We start from the raw sequence: 24,033 nt of genomic DNA, 5'->3' as shown, positions 1-24,033 counted from the left end.
CTCAAGGTTCAGCTTGGCCGATGCGGACACGGGGGCGCAAGGCCCGAAGCGTCAGGCCCGCACGCCCTTGCCCAGCAACACCGGCGCGACGGTGCCGATCAGGATCTTCAGGTCGAACAGGAACGAGGCCCGGGCCAGGTATTCGGCGTCCAGCGCCACCTTGTCGGGAATGGCCAGCTCGTCGCGGCCGTTGATCTGGGCCCAGCCGGTGACGCCGGGACGCAGGGCGTCGACGCCAGCGACGGTGCGGGCGGCGACGAGGTCGTCCTGATTGAACAGGGCCGGGCGCGGGCCGACCAGGCTCATGTGACCCACCAGCACGCTCCACAGTTGCGGCAGCTCGTCGAGGCTGGTCTTGCGCAGCAGCGGCCCGACCGGCGTCAGCCAGCGGGCGGGGTCTTCCAGCAGGTGGGTGGCGACCTCGGGGGCGTCGATCCGCATGGTGCGGAACTTGGGCATGGGGAACAGTCGATTGCCCCGCCCCACGCGCTGCGACCAGTAGAGCGCCGGTCCCGGCGAGGTGGCGCGCACCAGCGCCGCCACCGCCAGCAGCGGCAGGGCCAGCGCCAGCAGGCCCGCGGCCGAGGCGGCGAGGTCGAAGGCGCGCTTCAGCACCGGATCAGGCCAGGTCGCTGGCCGCCGCGTCCAGCAGCAGATAGGCGCGGCCGGCTTCCGAGGCCAATAGGGCGGCCACAAGGAAGCCCTCGCGATCCTGCTGGGCGGCCTCGTTGATCATGCCGGCGTAGCGGCGCACGAAGCGCTCGGCGTTGGACTTCAGCGGCGCGTCCGAGAACAGGCGGCGGACCAGGCGGCGAATGGCGGCCGGGGCCAGCTTCTTGACCACCTCGCGGGCGCCGTCCTCGTCGTGGGTCTGGATGGCGGCGGCGATCTCGTCGATGCGGCCGCGCGGCAGCAGGGCCGACGGGTCGATGCCCATGGCCAGGATCTCGCCGGCCAGCTTTTCACCGAGAGCCGCGTCGCCCGGCGAGCTGTTCTGGGCGTCGCCCAGCACGGTCTTCCAGCTCCAGCCCTCGTCCTGCGCGGGCTCGGCCGGCGCCGGGGCCGGACCGCGGCCGCCGGCGGCGTCGAACATGGTGCGGAACTCGTCGTCGGTGGCCGTGGGCGTCAGCTTCAGGCGCTGGCGCGGCGGCGGCTCCAGCGGCGCGAAATCCTCGTTGGGATAGGGATAGGGCGCCGGCGGCGGGGTCTGGGCGCGCGGCGGCTGCGGCGCGGGCTGGACCGGCGGCGGAGGCGGCGGCGCCTGGCGCTGCTGCGGAGGCGGGACCGGTTGCGGAGCCGGTTGCTGCGGTTGGGGCGCACGCACCAGGCCGGCCGCGCCGCGGTTCGACGGGGCGGCGAAGGTCGGCGTCGCGGCGGCGGCCGCGTTCATCGTGCTGACCGCCTCGCTCAGCATCTCGTAGTTGCGACGCACGCGGTCCTGGAAGGCCTGGTCGATGGCCGCCGTCTCCTCGGCGGTCTTGCGGGCGGCGGCGCGCAAATCATCGATGCCCTTCTCGATCTGGGCGCGGACCTCGGCGGCGCGGGCCAGGGCCTCGCCCGGCAGGGCGGCGCTGCGCTGGCCGGCCTCGGCCAGGATGCGCTCCATCTCGGCGATCGAGCCGCGCGCGGTCTCGACGGTCTCGGCCAGCTTCTGGGCGGTGCGGGCGCCGGCCTGCTCGACCACCTGGGCCGAGCTCTCGATCAGGTCGCGGGCTTCCTGCATGCGCGACTCGAACACGGCGTCGGCCTTCTGGCCGGCCGAGAAGGCGATCTCGTTCAGCTGGTCGACGCGGCCGCGGGCGGTCTCGACGCGCAGCTCGACGCCCTCCCCGGCCCGCTGGGCGGCGTCGGTGATGGCGTTCATGGCGCGGGTCAGCTCGCCCTCGAGGTCGCCGCGACGGTCGGCGGCGGCGGCTTCGAGGCGGGCCAGGGCGGCTTGCGTCTCGGCGGCCAGGGCCTCGCGCTCGGCGCGGGCGGCCTCGGCCATCTCGCGCAGCTGGTCGCCGGACGAGACGATCAGGCCGCGCAGCACCTCGGCGCCCATGGCGGCGATGTCGCCAAGCTCGGAGGCGCCGACACGGGTGTAGGCCACGAACTCGGTGAGCTGGGCGGTGCGGGTCTCGGTCTCGGAGGAGAAGTCCTCCTGGTCGGCGCGCAGAGCCTGGGCGGCGGCAACCAGGGCGGCGCGCTGCGAGGCGAGGCTCCGTTCGACATTGCCGATCTGGTCGCCGACGCCCTGGCCGGCGGTTTCCAGACGGGCGATCTGGCGCGACAGGTCCTCGGCCCCGATGCGGGCGGCGTCGGACGCCTCGGCGGCGGCGGCGGCCAAGTCGGCGGCGCGGGCGGCGAGCGCGGCCTCGGCTTCGCGCAGCTGGGTCTCGGCGAGGTCGGAGGCCTCGGCGACCATGCGGGCCTGGCTGCCAATGGCGTCGACCACCGAGGTAGACTGGGCGTCCAGCGTGGTCGACAGCGCCTGCATGGCGCTGCGTTCGTGGCCCAGGCCCTCGGCCAGCTGCTTGGCCATGCGGCTGGAGGTGTCGGCGGCCTCGACAAGGCGGGCGGTCTCTTCCGCCAGGGCTTGCCGCAGAGTGACGATGCGCTCGCGGGCGGCGTCGGCGGCGCTGGTGGCCGCGTCGATCTGGCCGCTGAGGGCGTCAACCACGCCGGTGGCGCCGGCGGCGGCCAGGGTGGCCGGGGTCAGCAGCTGATCGGTCAGCTCACGGGTGCGGCGCAGCTCGGCCGACACGCCCAGCGCCTGGCGCAGCATGTAGGCGGCCAGCAGGATGAACGCGGCCGGACCGGCGGCCAGGGCCGAGAACACCGCCATGGTGATCGGCATCGGCAGGCTGGGGCCGTAGCCGAGGGCGAACATCACCGGCGCCACGGCCCACAGGGCGGCGACGCAGACGGCCAGGCTCCAATAGACGCCGCCGGGCATCGGCTTGCGCTCGGTCGTCTCCGACAGGGCGTGCACCCGGCGGTCGGGCGTCTGGGCCGAAGACTGGGCGACCGACTGCTTGGCCGGCTCCGGCCTGGCGGGCGGCTCGGGCTCGACGCGCGGGGCCGGCGGCTGGGCGGCGGCGGGCGCGGTCAGGAAGGTGGGCAGCGGCGACAGGTCGTCGGCCGTCGGCGCGCTGGCCTGTTCGCGTTCGCGCTCGGCCTTCAGGCGGGCGCGCATCGAACCATACTGCGGGACGGGCTCGGGTTCCGGGGCAGGCGCGGGTTTGGGTTCCGGCGGCGCAGCTTCGGCGACCGGTTCAGGCGCGATCGGCTCGAACTTGGGAGCCGGCGGCGGCTCCGGATCCGGCGTCTTGTTCGTGCGGAAGAACGAGCGGCGGGCCGTGGAGCGGTCTTCGCGCAGCGCCGCCTCGAACGGATCGGGCGTCGGGGCCTCGGGCTCCGGCGCGGGTTCGGACGCGACCGACGAGGTCAGCGGCTCGGGGACCGGCTCGGCGGAGGGCTCGGCCTGGGGCTCTGGCGCCTGGTACGACGGCGGACGCGCGCCGCGCGGCGGCGCGGCCAGGAACCCGGTCTCGGGATCGGCGATGTCGAGGTCGTTGTCGGGCTCGGTGACCGGCGCGTCGGGATCCGGCTCCTGGGAGGTCGGCGCAAGTGAGTCGGCTTCAGGCAGACCAGAAGGGGGCGCCGCATCCTCGCGGGGCGTCTCCACCGGCAGGGTGGAAAAGTCGAGCGGTCGGCGCTTCTTAGGCTTCATACGCAGCCACTGTCCCAAGGCGAACGGTGAGGGGGCCTCTCACAGCGACACAGCGCGCAAGCCCCTTCTTCGCGCAGGCGAGTAAACCTAGCCGCGAATGACGCCTGCGCCTAGCCGCTTGCAACGGTTTTCCCCAAAGCCGGCCATGCCTTACGCGCGCCGAAGGGGCTTTTCGAGGCGCTCTCGGGGCGGACGGATCAGGCGCGGACGACGCCCGCGGCGCGCTCGGGACAGACGATCCGCGGCGGCGTGTCGATGCGAGCGGCGTCGCGCGGCGTGCGCGCCACGGTGCGTTCGGCCTTGGGCTTGGGCATCTTGCTTTCGATGACCACGCCGAACTGGCACAGGGCCATGGCGGAAAGCCACAGCACGATCGCCGCGAAGATTTCAGTCAGGAATGACATCGGTTCACCCGTCGGTCCGATACCGTCGTTATGCCGCAACCCACGGCCAGGCTCGAATGAACTTTTGGTCATGTTGCCGCAACCGGGCGCCCACACAAGCTGACAGCGACCCTAGATTTCTGCGCCTTGCTCGCGAGGCCCCAGAGACCTAGGTCGCAAGCTCCCCCGGTTCTTCGTCGGAAAGCCGCCTGGCGCCGATGAAGTTTTTCTGTTTGCGGACGACTGTCTTGCCCCTTACCCAGCTTGCACCTCAGGCGTCCGCCGTCGCTCTCGAGCCGCCTATGCCCGCGATCACGCCCGCTCGCCTGACCCACCTGCAGCGCCTGGAAGCCGAGAGCATCCACATCATGCGCGAGGTGGCGGCCGAGTGCGAAAACCCGGTCATGCTGTACTCGATCGGCAAGGACAGCGCGGTGATGCTGCACCTGGCCGCCAAGGCCTTCTATCCGTCCAAGCCGCCCTTCCCGCTGCTGCACGTCGACACGACCTGGAAGTTCAAGGCGATGTACGAGCTGCGCGACAAGGTCGCTGAGCAGCTGGGCTTCGACCTGCTGGTCCACAAGAACCCCGAGGCCGAGGCGCGCGGCATCAACCCGTTCGACCACGGCAGCGCCCTGCACACCGACCTCTGGAAGACCGAAGGCCTCAAGCAGGCCCTGGCCAAGTATGGCTTCGACGCGGCCTTCGGCGGCGCCCGCCGCGACGAGGAGAAGAGCCGCGCCAAGGAGCGCGTGTTCAGCTTCCGCTCGGCCGAGCAGCGCTGGGACCCGAAGAACCAGCGCCCCGAACTGTGGAAGCTCTACAACACCCGCAAGCACCCGGGTGAAAGCCTGCGCGTCTTCCCGATCTCCAACTGGACCGAGCTGGACGTCTGGCAATACATCCACCTGGAAAACATCCCGATCGTGCCGCTCTACTTCTCGGCCCCGCGGCCGGTGGTCGAGCGCGACGGCGCGCTGATCATGGTCGACGACGAGCGCTTCCGCCTGCGCGAGGGTGAAGAGCCCCAGATCAAGAGCGTCCGCTTCCGCACCCTGGGCTGCTATCCGCTGACCGGCGCCGTCGAGAGCACCGCCTCGACCCTGCCCGAGATCATCCAGGAGATGCTCCTGACCACCACCAGCGAGCGCCAGGGGCGGGTCATCGACCACGACCAGTCCGCCTCGATGGAGAAGAAGAAGCAGGAGGGCTACTTCTGATGGCTCACCAATCCGCCCTCATCGCCGAAGACATCGAAGCCTATCTCGAGGCCCACCAGAACAAGTCGCTGCTGCGCTTCATCACCTGCGGCAGCGTCGATGACGGCAAGTCCACCCTGATCGGCCGGCTGCTCTACGACAGCAAGATGATCTTCGAGGACCAGATGGCCGCCCTCGAGGCCGACTCCAAGCGCGTGGGCACGCAAGGCGGGGCGATCGACTTCGCCCTGCTGGTCGACGGCCTGGCCGCCGAGCGCGAGCAAGGCATCACCATCGACGTCGCCTACCGGTTCTTCTCGACCGACAAGCGCAAGTTCATCGTCGCCGACACCCCCGGCCACGAGCAGTACACCCGCAACATGGTCACCGGCGCCTCGACCGCCGACGCGGCCGTGATCCTGATCGACGCGCGCAAGGGCGTGCTGACCCAGACCCGCCGCCACTCCTACCTCGTCAGCCTGCTCGGCATCCGCAACGTGGTGCTGGCGGTCAACAAGATGGACCTGGTCGACTGGGACCAGGCGGTGTTCGACGCCATCGTCGCCGACTACCGCGCCTTCGCCGAGAAGATCGGCCTGAACGTCTTCACCCCGATCCCGATCTCCGGCCTGGGCGGCGACAACATGGCCGTGCGCAGCGAACACACGCCGTGGTTCGACGGCCCGATCCTGATGGACTGGCTGGAAAGCGTCGAGGTCGAGGACAGCCTGCAGGCCCAGCCGTTCCGCATGCCGGTGCAGTGGGTCAACCGCCCGAACCTGGACTTCCGCGGCTTCTCGGGCCAGCTGGCCTCGGGCGTCGTCAAGCCGGGCGACCGGGTCAAGGTGCTGCCCTCGGGCCGCGAGAGCCGGGTGTCGCGCATCGTCACCCTGCCGGGCGACCTGGATCAGGCCGTGGCCGGCCAGTCGGTGACCATCACCCTGGCCGATGAAGTCGACGTCTCGCGCGGCGACGTGCTGGTCGCCGCCGACAGCCCCTCGGCCGTCGCCGGCCAGTTCGAAGCCACCCTGGTGTGGATGGACGACGAGCCCCTGCCCCCGGGTCGCTCCTACCTGCTGAAAATCGGCGCGCGCCTCGTCGGCGCCAGCGTCACCGAGATCAAGCACCGGGTGAACGTCAACACCCTGGAGCACACGGCTGCCAAGCGGCTGGAGCTCAACGAGATCGCCCACGTCAACATCTCGCTCGATCAGGCCATCCCGTTCGAGGCCTATGCCGACAACCGGGATCTGGGCGGCTTCATCCTGATCGACCGGATCAGCAACCGCACCGTCGGCGCGGGCCTGCTGAACTTCGCCCTGCGCCGGGCCGACAACATCCACTGGCAGCACACCGATGTCTCCAAGGCCTCGCGCGCGGCGCTCAAGAGCCAGCGCGGCCGCGTGGTGTGGCTGACGGGCCTGTCGGGCGCGGGCAAGTCGACCATCGCCAACCTGGTGGAAAAGCGCCTGCACGCCCTGGGCCGCCACACCTACCTGCTGGACGGCGACAACGTCCGCCACGGCCTCAACAAGGACCTCGGCTTCACCGAGGAAGACCGGGTCGAGAACATCCGCCGGGTGGCCGAGGTCGCCAAGCTGATGGTCGACGCCGGCCTGATCGTGCTGACCGCCTTCATCTCGCCGTTCCGGGCCGAGCGCCAGCTGGCGCGCGAGATCCTCAACGACGGCGAGTTCGTGGAAGTGTTCGTCGACACCCCCCTGGCCGTGGCCGAGAGCCGCGACGTCAAGGGCCTCTACAAGAAAGCGCGTTCGGGCCAGCTGAAGAACTTCACCGGCATCGACAGCCCTTACGAGGCGCCCGAGGCGGCCGAACTGGTCATCGACACGACCAAGGTCGATCCGGTGGCGGCGGCCGAGCAGATCGTGGCCTGGCTGGAAGGCGAGGAGATCGCCTACGAGATCTAGGGAAGACGAAGGCGCTTGCCGCCCCCTTCCCCCTCGATGGGGGAAGGGTCGGGGATGGGGGTGACCTGCTGAATTGGCCGCGGCTCAGCGTCGAACGCCGCATCACCCCCACCCCTTCCCCTCCCCCATCAAGGGGGAGGGATGAGTGTTCAAGCCGCCGCCTTCACCCGCGCGCTGCGGCCCAGCACCAGCGCGCCGACCAGGCCCGCCGCCCCCAGCGCCGCCATCGCCCAGTAGCCCTTCACGCCCAGGGCGTCGAACAGCGGCCCCGAGGCCAGGGTCGCCGCGCCCAGGGTGAAGCCCTGCGACACCGCCGAATTCAGGGCCTGGGCGGCCGAGGCGCTGCGGGACGGCGTCAGGCGCTCGATCAGTTGCAGCGAGGCCAGGAAACTGGCGGCGAAGGTGAAGGCGTGCAGCATCTGCAGCGGGAACAGCGCCCACAGCGGCGGGGCGAAGGCGTAGGCGGTCCAGCGGATCACCGCCGCGCCGGCGCCCATGGCCAGCAGCTTGCCGGGGCCAACCCGTCGCCGCCACGGCTCCAGAAACCACATGAACCCGACCTCGGCCGCGACGCCGACGCCCCACAGCACGCCGATCACCGGCTCGGGGATCTCCTGCTTGCGCCAGAGGATGGTCGAGAAGCTGTAGTAGAAGCCGTGTGCGCCCTGGATCAGGCCGGCGGTGACCACCGCCAGCACGAACACCCGGTCGGTCAGCAACTGGCCCAGGCCCTTCCAGCGCTCGCGCTTGGGCGGAGCCTCGCCCTCCTCGTGCACCTGCTCGGGCGGCACCAGGACGAAGGCGGCGGCGGCCGCCAACAGGGCCGCGACGGTGATCCAGACGACGATGACGTCGGCCCCCGCCAGGGTCAGCACCACGCCCATGACCAGATTGGCGGCGATGAAGGCGCTGGAGCCGCTGCCGCGCGGCAGGCCGTAGTTGAAGCCCTCCAGCCGCGCCCGGCGCAGGGTGACGACGTCGATCAGCGGCGAGATGGTCGAAAGCAAGGTGGCGCCCAGCAGCCAGCAGATCAGCAGACCCCAGAAGCCGGGCGCGATCAGCATGGCGAGGTAGGCGACGGCGGCGGCCACCGCCAACAGGATCATCGGCGAGCGCCGCAGTCTGAACCCGTCGGCCCACACCGCCAGCACCGGTCCGGTGAACGGCTTGAGCAGCAGCGGCGCGGCCAGCACGGCGCCGATCTCGGCCCCCGACAGGCCCTTGGCCCGCAGGAAGGTGGCGATGTAGGGCAGGCTCACGCCCGTGCCCAGATAGATGGCCACGTAGAACAGACAGAGGCGGACGACGAGCGGCATGGCCGTCCCGTAGATCGGCGTGCGGCGAAGGGGAAGGAAATCCTTCTCCCCCTGCGGGAGAAGGTGTCATCCGAAGGATGACGGATGAGGGGTCGCACAGACGAAAAACGCCGCGACAGCGGATCAGCTGTCGCGGCGTCTGGCTTTTGAGAGACCCCTCACCCGACCCTGCTCCGCAGGGCCACCCTCTCCCACAAGGGGAGAGGGATCAGGTCATTCCGCCCCTCCAAACCGCGCAGCCCATTCGGCGATCATGTCTTCGTCGATCTTCTTGAAGAGGACCTCCGGCGCACGCACGGCCTGGCCGGCGGGTACGGTCGAGAGCTCGGCGGCGACGTCGGCGGTCGGCCACGCCGGCGGCCAGGCCTGGGCGAAGGCCTCGCCGATCTTCTCGGCGGCGAACGGGATGAACGGCGCGGAGATACGGGCGTAGAGCGCGGCCAGGTTCAGGGCCGTGCGCACGATCACGGCGGCGCGGTCGCGGTCGGTCTTGATCGCCGTCCAGGGAGCGGCCTCCTGCAGGTACTCGTTGCCGACCACCCACAGGGCCCGCAGCGCCTGGGCGCTCTTGCGGATCTCGATGGCGTCCATCTGCTCGGAGAGGTCGGCCAGGCGCGCGGCGACGTCGGCGTAGAGCTTCTCCTCCAGCGGGCCGGCTTCGCCGCCCTCCGGCACGAGGCCGTCGAACTTGCTCTCGTTGAACTTCAGGATGCGGTTGACGAAGTTGCCCAGCACGTCGGCCAGGTCACGGTTCACGGCGCTGGCGAACTGCTCCCAGGTGAAAGCCGTGTCGCTGCCTTCCGGCGAGTTCGAGGTCAGGTACCAGCGCCACAGGTCGGGCGGCAGGATGTCGAGCGCCGCGTCCATGAACACGCCGCGCTTGTTGCTGGTCGAGAACTTGCCGCCGTACCAGTTCAGCCAGTTGAAGGCCTTGAGCATGTCGACGCTCTTCCACGGCTCTTCGGAGCCGAGGATGGTGGCCGGGAAGCTGACGGTGTGGAACGCCACGTTGTCCTTGCCCATGAACTGGACGTAGCGGACGTCGTCGGCGCCGGCGTCGGTGCGCCACCACGAGCGCCAGTCGCGATCGGCGCCCGCCTCGGCCCATTCCTGGGTGGCGGCGATGTACTCGATCGGCGCGTCGAACCAGACGTAGAAGACCTTCTCCTCCATGCCCGGACGCGGCAGGCCGTCCTTGGTCACCGGCACGCCCCAGGCCAGGTCGCGGGTGATGCCGCGATCGATCAGGCCTTCGTCGAGGTGCTTGTAGGCGATCGACTTGGCCAGGGTCGGCCAGTCGGGGTGGGCGTCGACCCAGGCGCGGATGCGCTCGGCCATCTTGGTCTGGAGCAGGTAGAGGTGCTTGGTGTCGCGCACCTCCAGGTTCCGCGAGCCCGAGATCACCGAGTACGGGTCCTTCAGGTCGGTCGGGTCCAGCAGGTTGCCGCAGTTGTCGCATTGGTCGCCGCGGGCCTTTTCGAAGCCGCAGTGCGGGCAGGTGCCCTCGATGTAGCGGTCGGGCAGGAAGCGGCGGTCGTCGATCGAGTAGACCATCTGGTCGACCCGCTCCTCGATCAGCCCCTGGGCTTCCAGCACCTCGGCGAAGTGCTGGGTCAGGCGATGGTTCTGCGGCGAGGACGAGCGGCCGAAATGGTCCCACGACAGGCCGAAGGCGCGGCCCACGTCGTGCTGCAGCACGTGCTGCTCCTCGCAATAGGTCGCCACGTCCTGGCCAGCGGCCGAGGCGGCCAGCTCGGCCGGGGTGCCGTGCTCGTCGGTGGCGCAGATGTAGAGGGTGTCGTGGCCCCGGGCCCGCTGGAAGCGCGCATAGACGTCGGCCGGCAGCATCGAGCCCGCGAGGTTCCCCAGGTGCTTGATGCCGTTGATGTACGGCAGGGCCGAGGTGATCAGGATGCGGGCCATGGGACGGGGCGTCTTTCCGGGGGCGAACAACGAACAGGAAGCGTCCGCATATAGAAGCCCCCGCGCCGAAGGGAAAGCTTCGCCGCTCGACCGCAACCTCGCCGCGCGGCGAAATCACAGGCTCGCGCGTTTGGCGTTTTCGGGTTTGGATGGCCGCGCCCCTCTTCCCCGACCGGAGGACGCATGTTCCGACGCCGCCTGCCGCTGCTGCTGCTCGTCCTGGCCGTACTGCTCGCCGGCGGCTGGTGGTGGTGGCGCGAACGACCCGATCCCTCGGTCATGCACGTCTTCCCCAGCGTGCGCGGCCCGGCCCAGGCCTCGAAGATCGTCGAGCCGCCCCGCACCCGCATCGCCCAGTTCGACAGGGGCGGCCCGCACCGCCTGGCCATACTGGTCACCGACCCCCAGTCGGGGTGGCTGGGCCTGGTGCGCGGCTTCCGCGCCCACGGCGTGCCGATCACGGTCACGGAGGATCCCGCCAAGGCCCTGACCCACAAGGTGGTGCTGGTCTATCCGATCGTCTCGGGCCGGGTGCTGAGCGCCGAGCAACTGCGGGCCCTGGCCCAGCATGTGCGGAGCGGCGGCACGGTGCTGGCCTTCAACCTGGCGGGCGGAGGGCTGGGCGAGCTGTTCGGCGTCGGTCCGGGAACCGAGGCCTCGTCCCGCCTGCGGCTGCGCTGGAGCCAGACGACGGGCGAGCCGGAGACCGACGAGATCGTCGTCTCCTCGGCCGGCGAGGCCAAGGTCGCCAGCGTCGGCTACGCGCCGGGGACGGCGCAGGTCGCCGCCCGCTTCGACGACGGCTCGACAGCCGCCGCCTGCCGCCAAGTGGGCGGCCAGGCCTGCGTGCTGGGCGTCGATCTCGGCTCGCTGGCCCAGCGCTCGATGAACGGCCGGGCCGAGGCCCTGGCCCGCCGCTACGTCAACGGCTACGAGCCCTCGCTCGACAGCCTGTTCCGCTGGGTGCGCGACCTCTACGTGGCCGGCGAGCCGATGCCCTGGCTGGTCTCCACCGCCCCGGCCGGCAAGCAGGTGTCGATCCTGTTCACCCACGACGTCGACTACGGCCCGTCGGTGCGCAACGCCCTGGCCTATGCCGACGCCCTGAAGGCGCGCGACATCCGCGGGACCTTCTACGTCCAGACCAAGTACATGAAGGACTACAACGACAAGGTGTTCTTCGACGAGGCCGCGGTGGCCGACGTGAAGGGCCTGCTGGCGCGCGGCCAGGAGGTGGGCAGCCACACCGTCGCCCACTCCGGGGCCTTCGAGCACACCATGCCGCTGGGCAACGGCCGCGAGCGCTATCCCCGCTACCGGCCGTTCGTCGAGACGGTCGACACCGTCCGGGGCGCGTCGATCCTCGGCGAACTGCGAGTGTCGAAGTTCCTGCTGGAACGGCTGGCGGGCGCGCGGGTCGTCTCGTTCCGACCGGGTCGCCTGGCCTATCCCTTCACCCTGCCCCAGGCCCTGGACGCCAGCGGCTACCGCTATTCCTCATCGATCACCGCCAACACCGTGCTGACCCACCTGCCCTTCCAGCTGACCGACGGCCGGGCGGACGGCGCGTTGCAGCCGGTGTTCGAGTTCCCGGTCGCCATCGAGGACGAGGCGCCGCCAGCCCTGCTGCAACGGCTCGACGCCGCCGACGCCCTGGTGGCCAGGGTGGCCCGCGACCGGGGCGTGGTCACCGTGCTGATCCACCCCAACACGGTCGGCGACAAGCTGGCCTTCGAGGCGGCCCTGGCCGACCGCTGGAAGGGCCGGGCCTGGATGGGGGCGACGGACCGCTTCGGCGACTGGTGGTCGGCTCGCGACGCCCTTGAGCTGGACGTCGAGCCGCGCGGCGCCGGCTGGGCCCTCACCGCCGCCGCGCCCCGGGCCGTGTCGGGCGTGGAGGTGCTGCTGCCCAAGGCCGGCAAGAAGACCGTGACCCTGGCCCTGCCGGAGGGCGGCCGCTCGACGACGGCGATCCCGTGATCCGCCTCGCCCTGCTGCTGGCCATGCTCGCCGCTCCGGCCGTGGCCGCGCCACGCCTGATCTGGTCCGACGAGTTCGACGGCGAGCGGCTCGATCCCGCCAGGTGGGCGGTTTCGAACGACTGCTGGGGCGGCGGCAACGAGGAGCGCCAGTGCTACACGCCCGCCGCCGTCTCGGTGTCGGGCGGGGTGCTGCGCCTAACCGCGCGACGGGCAAAGACCACCGGCCCAGCCGTTCGCGACGCCGCCCCAGGCGCGCCCCGCGTCGTCCGCGACTACGCCTCGGGTCGGATCCACACCAAGGGCCTGGCCTCGTTCCGCTACGGCCGCATCGAGGTGCGGGCCAAGCTGCCTCTGGGCCAGGGCCTATGGCCGGCGATCTGGATGCTGCCTGAACACGACAACTACGGCCCTTATCCGCTGTCCGGCGAACTCGACATCGCCGAGGCGGTGAACCTGGGCGTCCGCTGCCTGTCCTGCCGCGACGTGGTGCGGGCGGCGGCGCATCACGGCCCGACCCTGGCCGCCAACCGCAGCGACAACGCCGAGACCCGGCTCGACGACCTGACCGCCTTCCACGTCTTCGCCCTGGACTGGACGCCGCGCCGGCTGACCTGGTCGATCGACGGCAAGCCCTATTTCAGCCGCCCGGGCGGGCGCCCCTTCGACGAGCGCTTCCACCTGATCCTGAACCTGGCGGTCGGCGGTCGCTGGGCCGAGACGACGGGCCGCAAGGGCGTCGACGACGCGGCCCTGCCCGAAAGCCTGCTGGTCGACTGGGTGCGGGTCTACGGCGGCGACGAGGCGGGCGCGACGTCGATCCGGTAGCCCGCGCCCGCCGGAGTATAGCGGAACAGCAGGCCGCCCAGGGCCGCGTCGGCGGGCTCCGAGGCGTCCGAGAAGATCTGCAGCCGCTTGGCGATGGCCTCGGCATCGGAGACCAGGTGCGGCGGGGCGACGGCGACCACGAAGTCTCGGATCGGCGAGCCCTTCTCCACCGAGGCCGGCCGCTCGGCGACGACCAGCGTGTAACTGACCGCCTCGCCATTGGCCGCGTCACGGGCGGTCAGGACGATCCCCTCGCCCGCCGTCGCCGTCCACACCGCCGGACCGGCGCCCGACCATTCGGCCTTGGGTCCGAAGAAGCCCTTGGGCGTCATGCGGTTGAGCAGAGTGGCCTTGGCCGGCAGGCCGTTGGCCTGCCAGATCGCCAGCTTCGAGGCGTCCTTGACGCCGTTGGGCAGGCAGGCGGCCAGGGGCGAAAGCCCCAGGGCCAGCACCATCAAGGCCGCCGTTCGTCGCCGCATGCCGCGCTCTCCCCGCTTGCTCCGACTTCAATGGGCCAACCCCGTCCGCGTTCCTCGCCCCGTCTCGGTAGACGATCGATTCATATCGTTTGACAGAAATTATTTTCTGTAAGAACGATGATCCATCGAAGCCCAGGGGAGGTTTCCGTGTCCACCGTCGTCTCGCTGCGACCACCGCCGGTCGCGCCGCCGCCCTCGGCCAGCCATCGCCGGCTGCGGCTGGGCAGCCGCGCCCTGGCCTGGCTGCTCACCGCCCTGCTGGCGCTCACGGGCCTGATCGCCGGCGTGCTGATCCTGGCCGTGCTGGCCTGGCCGGGCGACAATTTCCGCATCGGCCCGACGGCGGCCTGGATCGGCAAGGGACCGCCGGACTCGGTGGCCTTCGCCTCGCTGTCGTTCCCGCACCGCGCCGCCTACGCCCTGGTCGGCGCGTTACGCATCGCGCCGGTGCTGGCGATCCTGGCCCACCTGCGGGCGCTCTTTCTGCTCTATGCCGGCGGCGAGGTGTTCGGCGCGGCCAACGCCCGCCACATCGGCCGGGTCGGCGCCTGGCTGTGCGCCTACGCCGTCTCGCCTTTCCTGTGCCACCTCTTCCTGTCGGCGACCGGTTGGGAGATCGACAGGAACTGGTTCCACCTCTCGAGCATCCAGGGCCTGATCCTGGGCCTGCTGGTCTTCGTCATCGCCCAGGTGATGCAGGTCGGCCGCGAGATCGAGGAAGACCGGGACGCGTTCGTCTGATGCCGATCCTCGTCCGCCTCGACGTCATGCTGGCCCGCCGCAAGGTGCGCTCCAACACCCTGGCCCGCGCGGTCGGCATCACCGACGCCAACCTGTCCCTCCTTAAGTCGGGCAAGGTGAAGGGCCTGCGCCTGTCCACCCTCGACGCCATCTGCCGCTACCTCGACTGCCAGCCGGGCGACATCCTGGAATACCTGCCTGACGACGGCGTCGAAGAGATCCGCGACGCGGGCTGAGCCCGCCCTTCCCTCACACCGGAGACGAAAGATGCGCCTTCTGTCCACGCCCGTTCGGGCGATCGCGGCCGCATGCCTGCTGCTCGCCGCTCCCGCCATGGCCCAGCCCGCCGAGACCTTCGTCGAGGTGGAGAACGGACGCCTGGCCTACGAGACCTGCGGCCAGGGCGAGACCACCCTGGTGCTGCTGCACGACGGCATACTGCACAAGGCCGCCTTCGACGCGACCTGGCCGGCCCTGTGCGAGCGCTACAGGGTCGTGCGCTACGACCGGCGCGGCTTCGGCGCCTCGACGCCCGCCGCCGCGCCCTACCAGACGGTCAGGGACCTGGAGGCGGTGATCGCCGCCCTGAAGATCGAGCGGCCGGTGCTGGTAGGATCCTCCGCCGGAAGCGGCCTGGCCGTCGATTACGCCCTTGCCCATCCGGACGGCGTCTCGCGCCTGGTGCTGGTGGGACCCTTCGTGGCCGGCTTCAAGCCCTCGGCCGGCTTCATCGCGCGGGGACTGAAGCTGATGACGCTGTTCAAGCTGGGCGACATCGAGGGCGCGGCGCGCGATCCCTACATCCTGACCAAGGACGCGGACGCCCAGCGCCAGTGGGTGGTGGATCAGCTGAAGGCCCATCCGGGCAATGTCGGCGCCAACCAGAAGGAGCGCTTCGCCGTCGACGCCAGGCCGCGGCTGGCCGAGATCAAGGTCCCGACGCTGATTCTGGTCGGCGAGGTCGACATCGAAGACGTGCAGGAACAGGCCAAGGCCCTGGAGACCGCCCTGCCCGACGTGAAACGCGTCGTGGTCCCGGCCAGCGGCCACTTCCTCTATATCGAGCGCCCCGAGGCCTTCGTGCGGGCGATCGAGGACTTCGTCTCCAACGCAAGCGTGGCTGGACAATCCGCCCAGATGGAGGTCAATTGATATTGCAATCTGGAGACGATCAATGACTCGGCGCGACCGCTCGCTGGCCCTGCTCTACGCCATCGCCGCCTTCCTGGCGCTGAACGTGCTGATCGGCGACGAGGTGCGTGGTTTCAAGGACGGCCTGGTCGCTGGCTTCAGCGACGAGCGCTAGGTCGGTCTGGGGTATCGCCCCCGGCTCCTCAAGGGGATGAACGGAGCCAGGGGCGGCGGCGGCCCGCAGCCCCCCAGGCTTTCGCGGAGCGGTCGCGAGGACCGCTCACGCGTCAGGCCGCCGATCTCAGTTGGTGTTGGCTCGGTTGGCGTCGGCTCAGTTGGTGTCGGCGGGGATCGGGTCGGCCGCCGAGACGGTCCCGTCCTTGTTGGTGTCGTGGGTCACGAACATCCGCCAGCCCGAATAGGCGAACTCGGCCGGGGTGATCGCGCCGCTCTTGTCGCTGTCGAGCACGCCGAAGCGCACGTCGGCCTGGCGCATCTGGCGCACGCGCTCCTCTTCCTTCTTCTCGGCCGTATCGGGCGAGGCGGCGAGGCGCTTTTCGAGACGGGCCTTGAACTCGCCGACGTACTCTTCCTTGGACAGCGAGCCGTTCTTGTCGGCGTCGATCGCCTTGAACAGCTGGTCGCGGGTGATGACGAACTCTTCCTTGGTGACCACGCCGTCGCCGTTGACGTCCTGTTCCTTGATGAAGGTGTCGCGGGCGTGCGAGGCGGCCAGGGCCGGGGCGGAGATGGCGGCCAGGGCGGCGGCCAGGATCAGGCTCTTGCGGATCATGTCGGTTCTCAGCGCAGGGATTCGAAGGTCAGGGAGTAGGTGTGGCTCTGGCCGGGCTGGCCTTCGGCGGCCGGGGCCACGCGGTAGCGGGCCTGCACCTGGTAGACGCCCGAGTGGTCCGGCTTGATCTCGAAGCGGCCCTGGGCGTCGCTCTTGACGGTGACCGGCGCGGCCTTGACGTCGGAATAGCGGTCGTTGCCGCCGGTCAGCGTGACCTCCTGGCCGGCCACCGGCTTGCCGTCGTACAGCACCACGAACTTGGCCGTCTGGCCGGTGGTGATGTCGCTGGGATGGGTGACCGCCTGGAATTCCAGACCCTTGCCGACCGGGGCCAGGGCGGCCGTGCTCGGCGCGCCGCGGGTCACGTAGACGTCGGCGGTGGTGATGCTCTGCATGTCCACGACCTGGACGCCGGCGGGCGCCTTGCCCGGCTCCATGAACTCCCACTCGCCCTTGATCAGGGCGGCCTTGCCGACGCGGCCGACGCGCTGGCCGGTGGTGATGCGGTAGGTGCCGGCGGCCTCGACCGGAGCCTCGACCAGCGCCATCTCGCGCAGGTAGGTCGGGGTCAGCGGCTTGCGCTGGCCGTCCGGGCCGACCACGGCGTAGGTGTCGGACTTCATCGCCACTTCAGGCGTGAAGAAGGTCTCGGTGAACGAGCCCTGCACGGTGACGATCTTCCGGTCGGAGACGTCGAAGGTGCTGGGCAGCATGTAGGGCGAGTGGGCGTGCGCCAGGCCGGCCAGGCCCAGGCCCGCCAGCAGCGCCGCCGAAGCGAGCATGGTCTTCATCGGAATCCCCCTTCCAGGACGATCGGTCGTTGCAGAGGCTCCTATTGCGGATGAATCTAAGAATCAATTGCAAATAACTTGACCAGGCCGCCAGACGGTTTTAGCACGCTCCCAACGAATGCGAACAATTCGCATCAAGGCCGACTACCTGGGGGTTCTTCCTTGTCTCGCAACACGCTCTTCTTCGCCGCCGCATCCGCCGCCGCCCTGCTCTGCTCGGCCGCCGCCCACGCCGCCGACGCGCCTGACGCCCCTGCGGGCGACGTGGCCGAACTCGACAAGATCACCGTCACCGCCACCCGCGGCGAAAAGTCGGTGCTCGACGTCCCGGCCACCGTCACCGTGACGACCAGCCAGGAGATCGAGGACGCTCTGGTCGAGGACGTGAAGGACCTGGTGCGCTTCGAGCCGGGCGTCTCGGTGCGCAGCGCGCCCTCGCGCTTCACCGCCGCCGGCGCCTCGACGGGCCGCGACGGCAACGCCGGCTTCGCCATCCGGGGCCTCGAAGGCAACCGCGTGCTGATCATGGTCGACGGCGTCCGCATCCCGGACAGCTACGCCTTCGGCGCCCAATCCGCCGGTCGCGGCGACTATGTCGACGTCGACGTGCTGAAGTCGGTCGAGATCGTCCGCGGTCCGGCCTCGGCCCTCTACGGCAGCGACGGCCTGGCCGGCTCGGTCAGCTTCTTCACCAAGGATCCGGCCGACATCCTGCAGGGCAAGGACTTCGCCGCCCGCGGCCGCGTCGGCTATTCGTCGGCCGACGAAAGCTGGAGCGAAAGCGCCCTGGTCGCCGGCACGACCGGCCGCTGGGAAGGCCTGCTGGCCTACACCCGCCGCGATGGCCACGAGACCGAGACACAAGGGACCAACGCCTCGCGCACCGTCGCCCGCACGGTCGCCAATCCCGAGGACAACCAGTCCAACGCCTTGCTCGGCAAGCTGGTCTTCAACCTCGATGACCGCAACAAGTTCACCCTGACGCTCGACCACCTGGACCGCGACATCGACTGGAACGTGCTGTCGGCGATCGCGATCAGCCCGACGGCCTCGACCTCGGTGATCGGCCTGACGGCCTTCGACAAGATGCGTCGCGACCGCGTCAGCCTGTCCCACGTCTTCACCGGCGGCGACGGCTTCATCGAGAGCGCCCGCACCACCGCCTACTACCAGAACAGCACGACCCGGCAGTACTCGGCCGAAGACCGCAACACCGCCGCCGACCGCACCCGCGACGCCAAGTTCGACAACGAAGTGTTCGGCGGCGCGCTCGAACTGGTCAGCAAGGCCGAGCTTGGCGGCGCCGAGCACCGCATCGTCTGGGGCGCCGACGCCTCGCTGACCCAGCAGCAGAGCCTGCGCACGGGCACCGTGCCGCCGGCCGGCGAGACCTTCCCCAACCGCGCCTTCCCGACCACCGACTACACCCTGGTCGGCGCCTATGTGCAGGACGAGTTCGCGGCCGGTCCGGTCACCTTCTACCCGGCTCTGCGCTACGACTATTACAAGCTGGACCCGAAGAACGACCCGCTGTTCACGGCCAACACCCCGGTCGGCCAGAGCGACTCGCACGTCTCGCCCAAGCTGTCGGCGGTCTGGAAGGTCGACGACCTGATCAGCGTGTTCGCCAACGCCGCCAGCGGCTTCAAGGCCCCCGCCCCGTCGCAGGTCAACAACGGCTTCTCGAACCCGACCAGCTTCTACACGGCCATCTCGAACCCCAACCTGAAGCCCGAGACCAGCCGCAGCTTCGAACTGGGCGTCCGTCTGCGCCGCCCGACCTGGAACCTCGGCGTCACCGGCTTCACCGGCAAGTACGACGACTTCATCGAGCAGGTGCAGGTCAGCGGCGCGTTCACCGCCACCAACCCGGCCGTCTATCAGTACGTCAACCTGGCCGAGGCCGAGATCAGCGGCGCAGAGGCCCGCGGCGAGGTCCTGATCGGCGACAACTGGCGCCTGATCGGCACCGCCGCCTACGCCCGCGGCTTCTCGACCAACACCGCCGGCGTCAGCACCGCGCTGCAGTCGGTCGATCCGGCCAAGTTCACGGCCGGCCTGTCCTACCGTGACCCGGCCGGTCGCTTCGGCGGCCAGTTCAACGTCATGCACGTGCAGAAGAAGTCGTTCGACAGCCTGGGCGTCACCTGCTCGGGGACCTGCTTCGCCCCGCCGGCGTTCAGCACCGCCGACCTCACCGGCTACTGGAACGTCACCCAGGCCGTCACCGTGCGCGGCGGCGTCTTCAACCTGACCGACGAAAAGTACTGGTGGTGGAGCGACGTGCGCGGCGCGACCACCACCCCGACCGCCACCCAGCCGGTGGTCGTCGACGGCTACACCGCTCCTGGCCGCAACTACAGCGTCTCGCTGGCGGTCAAGTTCTAGAGGTCGCTCCCCCGACCTCTTTCGAGACGCGCGGTCGTAATGTTGCGGCGACCGCGTGGCCCCGTCCTCCTCCGCGCCATGTCGGCCCGGCGCCTGGAGGACGGGGCGTTTTCGTATCTGGAACGCCCCTTCGCGCTCGCCTTCGCATCGCCTTGAAAAGAACCGCAACACACCGACGCATCGGCCGGGACAAGCGCCCCGCCCCCTGCTAGCAACGGCGCGTTCCGCAAATGGGAGTCCGTATGCTGCGCCGCCTCTACGACTGGGTCATGGGCCTCGCCGCCTCGCGCCACGCCCCTACCAGCCTGTTCGCCGTCTCCTTCGCCGAAAGCTCGTTCTTCCCCGTTCCGCCGGACATCATGCTGGCTCCGATGGTGCTGGCCCGGCCCGACCGCGCCTGGCGCTACGCGGCCCTCTGCACCCTGGCCTCGGTGCTGGGCGGCATCGTCGGCTACGGCATCGGCTTCTTCTTCACGGCCGGCGCGCAGCAGCTGCTGGCGATGCTGGGCAAGCCGACCGCCCTGGCCGACGCCGAGTGCTGGTACAACCAGTGGGGCTCGTGGGTGATCATCGCCAAGGGCTTCACCCCGATCCCGTTCAAGCTGGTCACGATCACCTCGGGCCTGCTGCACTTCAGCTTCCCGATCTTCGTGGCGGCCTGCACCGCCACCCGCGCCGGACGGTTCTTCCTGGTCGCCTTTGTCGTCAAGAAGTTCGGCCCCACCCTGCTGCCGGTGATCGAGCGTCGCCTGGCCCTGGTGGCCGGCGGTTTGATCCTGCTCCTTGTCATCGGTCTCGGCGCGAGCCATTTCCTGGGGGGAAGCAGCGGAGGCGCGTGCGCCGGATGACCACCGACACCCCGACGATCTCTACCGGCCCTCTCGTTCCCAAGCGCCCGCCGCTGGACTGGGTCGCCCGGCACTGGCCGGTCCTGGCCCTGGCCGCCAGCGCCATCATGCTGGGCGCGGCCCACGCCTTCGAGACCTTCGGGGGCCTGGCGCCCTGCCATCTGTGTCTCAAGCAGCGCGAGGTCTACTGGGTCGCCGGAACCGTCGGCCTCATCGCCGCGATCCTGCAGCGCACCGCCCTGTGGCCGCGCCTGCGCCGCCCGGCCCTGTGGCTGCTGGGCGCGATCTTCCTCTACGGCGCGGGCCTGGCGGCCTTCCACGCCGGGGTCGAATGGAAGTGGTGGCCCGGCCCCACCACCTGCACCGGCGGGGGTCTGGCCACCTCCGACGACCTGGTGGCCATGCTGAAGGGCGCCAAGATCGCCGCCCCGATGTGCGACAAGGCCGCCTGGGTGTTCCTGGGCCTGTCGATGGCCGGCTGGAACGCCCTCGTCTCGCTGGGCCTGGCCGTCGTCTCGGCCTTCGCCGCCCTTCGCAAGCAGGAGGCCTGAACATGAGCGCCGCCCAGCAGAAAGCCGTCCCGCCCCGTCCCGGCCGTGGCGCCCAGGCCGCGCGCCTGGCCGAGATCCTGCGCGTCGACCAGGCCGGCGAACTGGCCGCCGTGCACATCTATCGCGGCCAGCAGGCCGTCATGAAGCACGCCCGCGGCCGGGAGCGCATCGCCGAGCAGCTGAAGGAAATGGAGGGCCACGAGCAGGTCCACCTGTCGCGCTTCGACGAACTGCTGGCCGAGCGCAAGGTGCGCCCCACCCTGATGTCGCCCCTGTGGCGGCTGGCGGCCTTCACGCTTGGCGCCGGCACCGCCCTGATCGGCGACAAGGCCGCCCACGCCTGCACCGAGGCCGTCGAGTCGGTGATCGAGAAGCACTACGCCGGCCAGATCGAGGAGCTGAAGGACCGCGACCCGGCCCTGGCCGCCGAGCTTTCCAAGTTCCGTGACGATGAGTTGATGCACCGCGACCTCGCCATCGAGGAAGGCGCCCACGAGGCCACCGCCTATCCCCTGCTCAGCGCCGTGATCCAGACCGGCTGCAAGGTGGCGATCAAGCTCAGCGAGAAGCTGTAGGGCCGGCCCGGGCGCATCGCCGGGGTCGTCGGGGGGAAGTCATGATCGAAGCGACGGGCCGCATCGTGGTCGGCGAAAGCGCCGCCGCCATGGCCTACGTCAAGGCGCGCCGGGGCCTGTCGCCGCGCCAGGCGAAAGCGATCCTGCTGGTCAGCATGCTGGCCGTCGGCGTTCCCCTCGCCGCATGGTGGTCGGGATCGTGGCTCACGGCCATCCTGTCGGTCGAGGTCGCCATGCTCGGCCTGGGCGTCGGCATCTTCATCATACAGCGGGCGACCGGACCCACGCTGCGCAAGGCCCTCGCCGAGCGCGGCCAGGCCTACGAGCAGGCGCTGACCGTCCGCCTGACGCCCGAGGCCCTGGTCTACGACCTCGACGACATGACGATGACCGCCCGCTGGTCCTGCGTCACCGACCTCTACCGGACCCGCAAGTACTGGGTCTTCCTGGTCCAGAGCAGCGCCATGGTCCTGCCCCGGCGCTTCTTCCCGAGCGAGGAGGCAGAACGCGCCTTCATCGTGCAGGCCCTGTCGCGGATGACGGACGCCGCGCGCGCCAGAAGCCCGGACGCGACCCGGTTCGTCGGCGCCTAGCGCGACCTCTTGGCCTGAGCCTCCGCCTCCCCTACCGATGGACCCTGTCCATCGCGGGGAGTCGCCTTGCCCATCACGACCGTCCGGGCCGCCGCCCTCGTCGCCGCCCTGCCGCTGCTGATCGCCGCCGCGCCCGCCGCCAAGCCATCCAAGGCCGTGAAGCCGCTGCGGGCGCCGCCCACCGCCCAGACCCTGGCCACCGGCGGGGCGCTGAAGCCCGACCAGGCCGGCGTTCACATCGAGCACGTCGACCTCTCCATCGAGGTCTTCCCCGAGCGCAAGGCCATCGCCGGCGAGGCCGTGCTGGCCCTGCGCGCCGACCGCGACCTGCCCGCCATCGTGCTCGACCTCGACCGCGAGCTGCCGGTCTCGGCGGTGTCGCTGGACGGCCGCGCCCTGCCGGCCTCGGCCTGGCGCAATCCCGACGGCCGCCTGACCATCACCCCGCCCGCGCCGATCGCCGCCGGCCATCCGGTCGCCGTGCGCATCCGCTATGGCGGCGTTCCGGTGGAGGCCAAGCGCGCGCCGTGGGACGGCGGCTTCGTCTGGGCCAAGACGCCCGACGGCCGCCCGTGGATCGCCACCGCCGTGCAAGGCGAGGGCTGCGATCTCTTCTGGCCCTGCATCGACCATCCGACCGGCGAGCCCGACCTCGTCGACCTGCGCGTCACCGTGCCGGCCCCGCTGTCGGCGCCGTCTGGCGGGGTGCTGGTCGATATCAGGGAAGAGGCCGGCAAGCGCACCTTCCACTGGCGCATCAAGACCCCCAACACCTACGCCGTCGCCCTCAACATCGGTCCCTATGTCCAGCTGAAGGACACCTACAAGAGCCGCTTCGGCGACAGCTTCCCGATCGAGTTCTGGACGGTCGAGGGCAACGAGGCCAAGGCCCGCGGACTGTTTTCCCAGTTCGCCCCGATGCTCGACTTCTACGAAGGGATGATCGGCCCCTACCCGTTCCGTAGCGAGAAGATGGGTGCGGTCGAGACCCCGCATCTCGGCATGGAGCACCAAACCCTGAACGCCTATGGCGCCGGCTACGCCCAGGAGATCTACGGCTTCGACTGGCTCTTGCACCACGAGCTGTCGCACGAGTGGTTCGGCAACCAGATGACCAATGTCGACTGGGACGACATGTGGCTGCACGAGGCCTTCGGCACCTACATGCAGCCGCTCTATTCGCAGTGGCTGCACGGCGACATGGAATACATGGTCCGCCTGAACGAGATGCGGGTGAAGACCTTCAACAAGTTCCCGATCGTCTCGGGCAAACCGATGGAGGAAGAGGCCGTCTACGACGCCAAGGTCGGGCCAGGAACGGACATCTACTACAAGGGCGCCAACATGCTGCACACGCTGCGCGGCCTGATCGGCGACAAGGCCTTCTTCCAGGCCACCCGGGTGCTGGTCTATGGCCGCCCCGATCCTAAGCCCGGCAACTTCGCGCCGCGCTACGCGGTGACCGGCGATTTCATCAAGGCGGTGAACGACGCGACCGGCGCCGACTACGGCTGGTTCTTCGACGCCTATCTGCGCCACGCGCAACTGCCGGACCTGGTCGAGACCCGCGAGGGCGACGATCTGGTGATGGCCTGGAAGACGCCGGCCGGGCGCTTCCCGATGCCGGTCGAGGTCAAGGTCGGCGACAAGACGGTCACCCTACCGATGACCGACGGGAGCGGCCGGGTGAGGGTGGCGGGCGCGGTTCCGGTAATCGTCGATCCGGGCTCGAAGGTCCTGCGCCGCCAGCCCTATCTGGAGGCCTATCACGCCTGGAAGACGGCCAAGGACGCGTCAGACGCCGCCAAGGCGAAGGCCAAGCCAGCGGGGCAGAAATAGTCATCTTCCGTTGACCGTGTTCCTTCACGGTTT

General features: G+C 70.1%; 22 protein-coding genes. 14 read left to right on the top strand and 8 right to left on the bottom strand.

Going from position 1 to position 24,033, the window contains the following annotated elements; translation table 11 throughout:
* Positions 1-51: 51 nt before the first annotated feature.
* The 3 genes from AC2YHT_RS17240 to AC2YHT_RS17230 form a co-directional block, all read right to left on the bottom strand.
* A complete protein-coding gene (locus AC2YHT_RS17240; RefSeq protein WP_487291044.1) occupies positions 52-612 on the bottom strand; it encodes a sugar transferase in 561 nt (186 codons plus the stop codon).
* Between the two features lie 7 nt (positions 613-619).
* Positions 620-3,715: a polar localization protein TipN gene (locus AC2YHT_RS17235; RefSeq protein WP_487290994.1), complete on the bottom strand. Its 3,096-nt coding sequence runs from the start codon at positions 3,713-3,715 to the stop codon at positions 620-622.
* A gap of 197 nt (positions 3,716-3,912) precedes the next feature.
* Entirely contained in the window at positions 3,913-4,119 is a 207-nt protein-coding gene (locus AC2YHT_RS17230; RefSeq protein ID WP_487290993.1) for a hypothetical protein, read from the bottom strand.
* A 227-nt stretch (positions 4,120-4,346) separates the two neighbouring features.
* Here AC2YHT_RS17230 and cysD point away from each other — a divergent pair, with 227 nt between their 5' ends.
* Both cysD and cysN read left to right on the top strand, forming a co-directional pair.
* Complete coding sequence (gene cysD / locus AC2YHT_RS17225; RefSeq protein WP_487290992.1) at positions 4,347-5,318, top strand: sulfate adenylyltransferase subunit CysD; 972 nt, start codon at positions 4,347-4,349, stop codon at positions 5,316-5,318.
* Positions 5,318-7,225, top strand: coding sequence for a sulfate adenylyltransferase subunit CysN (gene cysN / locus AC2YHT_RS17220; RefSeq protein WP_487290991.1), 1,908 nt, complete (start codon positions 5,318-5,320; stop codon positions 7,223-7,225). Before cysD ends, cysN begins: the two co-directional genes overlap by 1 nt.
* A gap of 149 nt (positions 7,226-7,374) precedes the next feature.
* Here cysN and AC2YHT_RS17215 read toward each other — a convergent pair whose 3' ends face one another.
* Together AC2YHT_RS17215 and metG are read right to left on the bottom strand one after the other, a co-directional pair.
* A complete protein-coding gene (locus AC2YHT_RS17215; protein ID WP_487290990.1) occupies positions 7,375-8,541 on the bottom strand; it encodes an MFS transporter in 1,167 nt (388 codons plus the stop codon).
* A gap of 213 nt (positions 8,542-8,754) precedes the next feature.
* Positions 8,755-10,464 (bottom strand): methionine--tRNA ligase, encoded by a 1,710-nt coding sequence (gene metG, locus AC2YHT_RS17210; RefSeq protein ID WP_487290989.1) that lies wholly within the window; start codon positions 10,462-10,464, stop codon positions 8,755-8,757.
* Between the two features lie 183 nt (positions 10,465-10,647).
* Here metG and AC2YHT_RS17205 point away from each other — a divergent pair, with 183 nt between their 5' ends.
* Positions 10,648-12,444, top strand: a complete 1,797-nt coding sequence (locus AC2YHT_RS17205; protein ID WP_487290988.1) for a polysaccharide deacetylase family protein — start codon at positions 10,648-10,650, stop codon at positions 12,442-12,444.
* Complete coding sequence (locus tag AC2YHT_RS17200; protein ID WP_487290987.1) at positions 12,441-13,271, top strand: glycoside hydrolase family 16 protein; 831 nt, start codon at positions 12,441-12,443, stop codon at positions 13,269-13,271. Before AC2YHT_RS17205 ends, AC2YHT_RS17200 begins: the two co-directional genes overlap by 4 nt.
* On the opposite strand, the gene AC2YHT_RS17195 is transcribed toward AC2YHT_RS17200, so the two are convergent.
* Positions 13,232-13,750, bottom strand: coding sequence for a hypothetical protein (locus AC2YHT_RS17195; protein WP_487290986.1), 519 nt, complete (start codon positions 13,748-13,750; stop codon positions 13,232-13,234). The two genes, AC2YHT_RS17200 and AC2YHT_RS17195, sit on opposite strands and share 40 nt — an antisense overlap.
* 147 nt (positions 13,751-13,897) lie before the next feature.
* On the opposite strand from AC2YHT_RS17195, the gene AC2YHT_RS17190 reads away from it, so the two are divergent.
* The 4 genes from AC2YHT_RS17190 to AC2YHT_RS17175 are packed head-to-tail and all read left to right on the top strand — an operon-like array spanning position 13,898 to position 15,797.
* On the top strand, positions 13,898-14,491 hold the full coding sequence (locus AC2YHT_RS17190; protein WP_487290985.1) for a DUF2975 domain-containing protein: 594 nt from the start codon (positions 13,898-13,900) through the stop codon (positions 14,489-14,491).
* Complete coding sequence (locus tag AC2YHT_RS17185) at positions 14,491-14,727, top strand: helix-turn-helix domain-containing protein (protein ID WP_110119325.1); 237 nt, start codon at positions 14,491-14,493, stop codon at positions 14,725-14,727. Before AC2YHT_RS17190 ends, AC2YHT_RS17185 begins: the two co-directional genes overlap by 1 nt.
* A gap of 31 nt (positions 14,728-14,758) precedes the next feature.
* Positions 14,759-15,643 (top strand): alpha/beta fold hydrolase, encoded by an 885-nt coding sequence (locus tag AC2YHT_RS17180; protein WP_487290984.1) that lies wholly within the window; start codon positions 14,759-14,761, stop codon positions 15,641-15,643.
* A 22-nt stretch (positions 15,644-15,665) separates the two neighbouring features.
* Positions 15,666-15,797 (top strand): hypothetical protein, encoded by a 132-nt coding sequence (locus AC2YHT_RS17175; RefSeq protein ID WP_255580316.1) that lies wholly within the window; start codon positions 15,666-15,668, stop codon positions 15,795-15,797.
* Between the two features lie 156 nt (positions 15,798-15,953).
* Here the strand turns inward: AC2YHT_RS17175 and AC2YHT_RS17170 are convergent, their stop codons facing one another.
* Complete coding sequence (locus AC2YHT_RS17170; protein ID WP_487290983.1) at positions 15,954-16,415, bottom strand: EF-hand domain-containing protein; 462 nt, start codon at positions 16,413-16,415, stop codon at positions 15,954-15,956.
* A gap of 8 nt (positions 16,416-16,423) precedes the next feature.
* Complete coding sequence (locus tag AC2YHT_RS17165) at positions 16,424-17,206, bottom strand: DUF4198 domain-containing protein (protein WP_487290982.1); 783 nt, start codon at positions 17,204-17,206, stop codon at positions 16,424-16,426.
* A 162-nt stretch (positions 17,207-17,368) separates the two neighbouring features.
* On the opposite strand from AC2YHT_RS17165, the gene AC2YHT_RS17160 reads away from it, so the two are divergent.
* The 6 genes from AC2YHT_RS17160 (at position 17,369) to AC2YHT_RS17135 (ending at position 24,000) form a co-directional block, all read left to right on the top strand.
* Positions 17,369-19,594 carry a TonB-dependent hemoglobin/transferrin/lactoferrin family receptor gene (locus AC2YHT_RS17160; protein WP_487290981.1) on the top strand — a complete coding sequence of 742 codons (2,226 nt, stop codon included), beginning with the start codon at positions 17,369-17,371 and terminating at the stop codon, positions 19,592-19,594.
* Positions 19,595-19,836: 242 nt separating this feature from the next.
* Positions 19,837-20,442: a YqaA family protein gene (locus AC2YHT_RS17155; protein WP_110119330.1), complete on the top strand. Its 606-nt coding sequence runs from the start codon at positions 19,837-19,839 to the stop codon at positions 20,440-20,442.
* Positions 20,439-20,993 (top strand): disulfide bond formation protein B, encoded by a 555-nt coding sequence (locus AC2YHT_RS17150; RefSeq protein ID WP_487290980.1) that lies wholly within the window; start codon positions 20,439-20,441, stop codon positions 20,991-20,993. The genes AC2YHT_RS17155 and AC2YHT_RS17150 overlap by 4 nt, the downstream gene beginning before the upstream one ends.
* Before the next feature lie 2 nt (positions 20,994-20,995).
* Positions 20,996-21,568, top strand: coding sequence for a demethoxyubiquinone hydroxylase family protein (locus AC2YHT_RS17145; protein ID WP_487290979.1), 573 nt, complete (start codon positions 20,996-20,998; stop codon positions 21,566-21,568).
* Between the two features lie 41 nt (positions 21,569-21,609).
* Positions 21,610-22,161 carry a YcxB family protein gene (locus AC2YHT_RS17140; RefSeq protein ID WP_487290978.1) on the top strand — a complete coding sequence of 184 codons (552 nt, stop codon included), beginning with the start codon at positions 21,610-21,612 and terminating at the stop codon, positions 22,159-22,161.
* A gap of 66 nt (positions 22,162-22,227) precedes the next feature.
* Complete coding sequence (locus AC2YHT_RS17135) at positions 22,228-24,000, top strand: M1 family metallopeptidase (RefSeq protein ID WP_487290977.1); 1,773 nt, start codon at positions 22,228-22,230, stop codon at positions 23,998-24,000.
* Positions 24,001-24,033 lie beyond the last annotated feature (33 nt).

It is taken from the genome of Caulobacter sp. SRI_008, assembly GCF_057586355.1.
The sequence above is the reverse complement of the archived record's forward strand: the minus strand, read 5'-3'. Positions and strand labels throughout refer to the sequence as shown.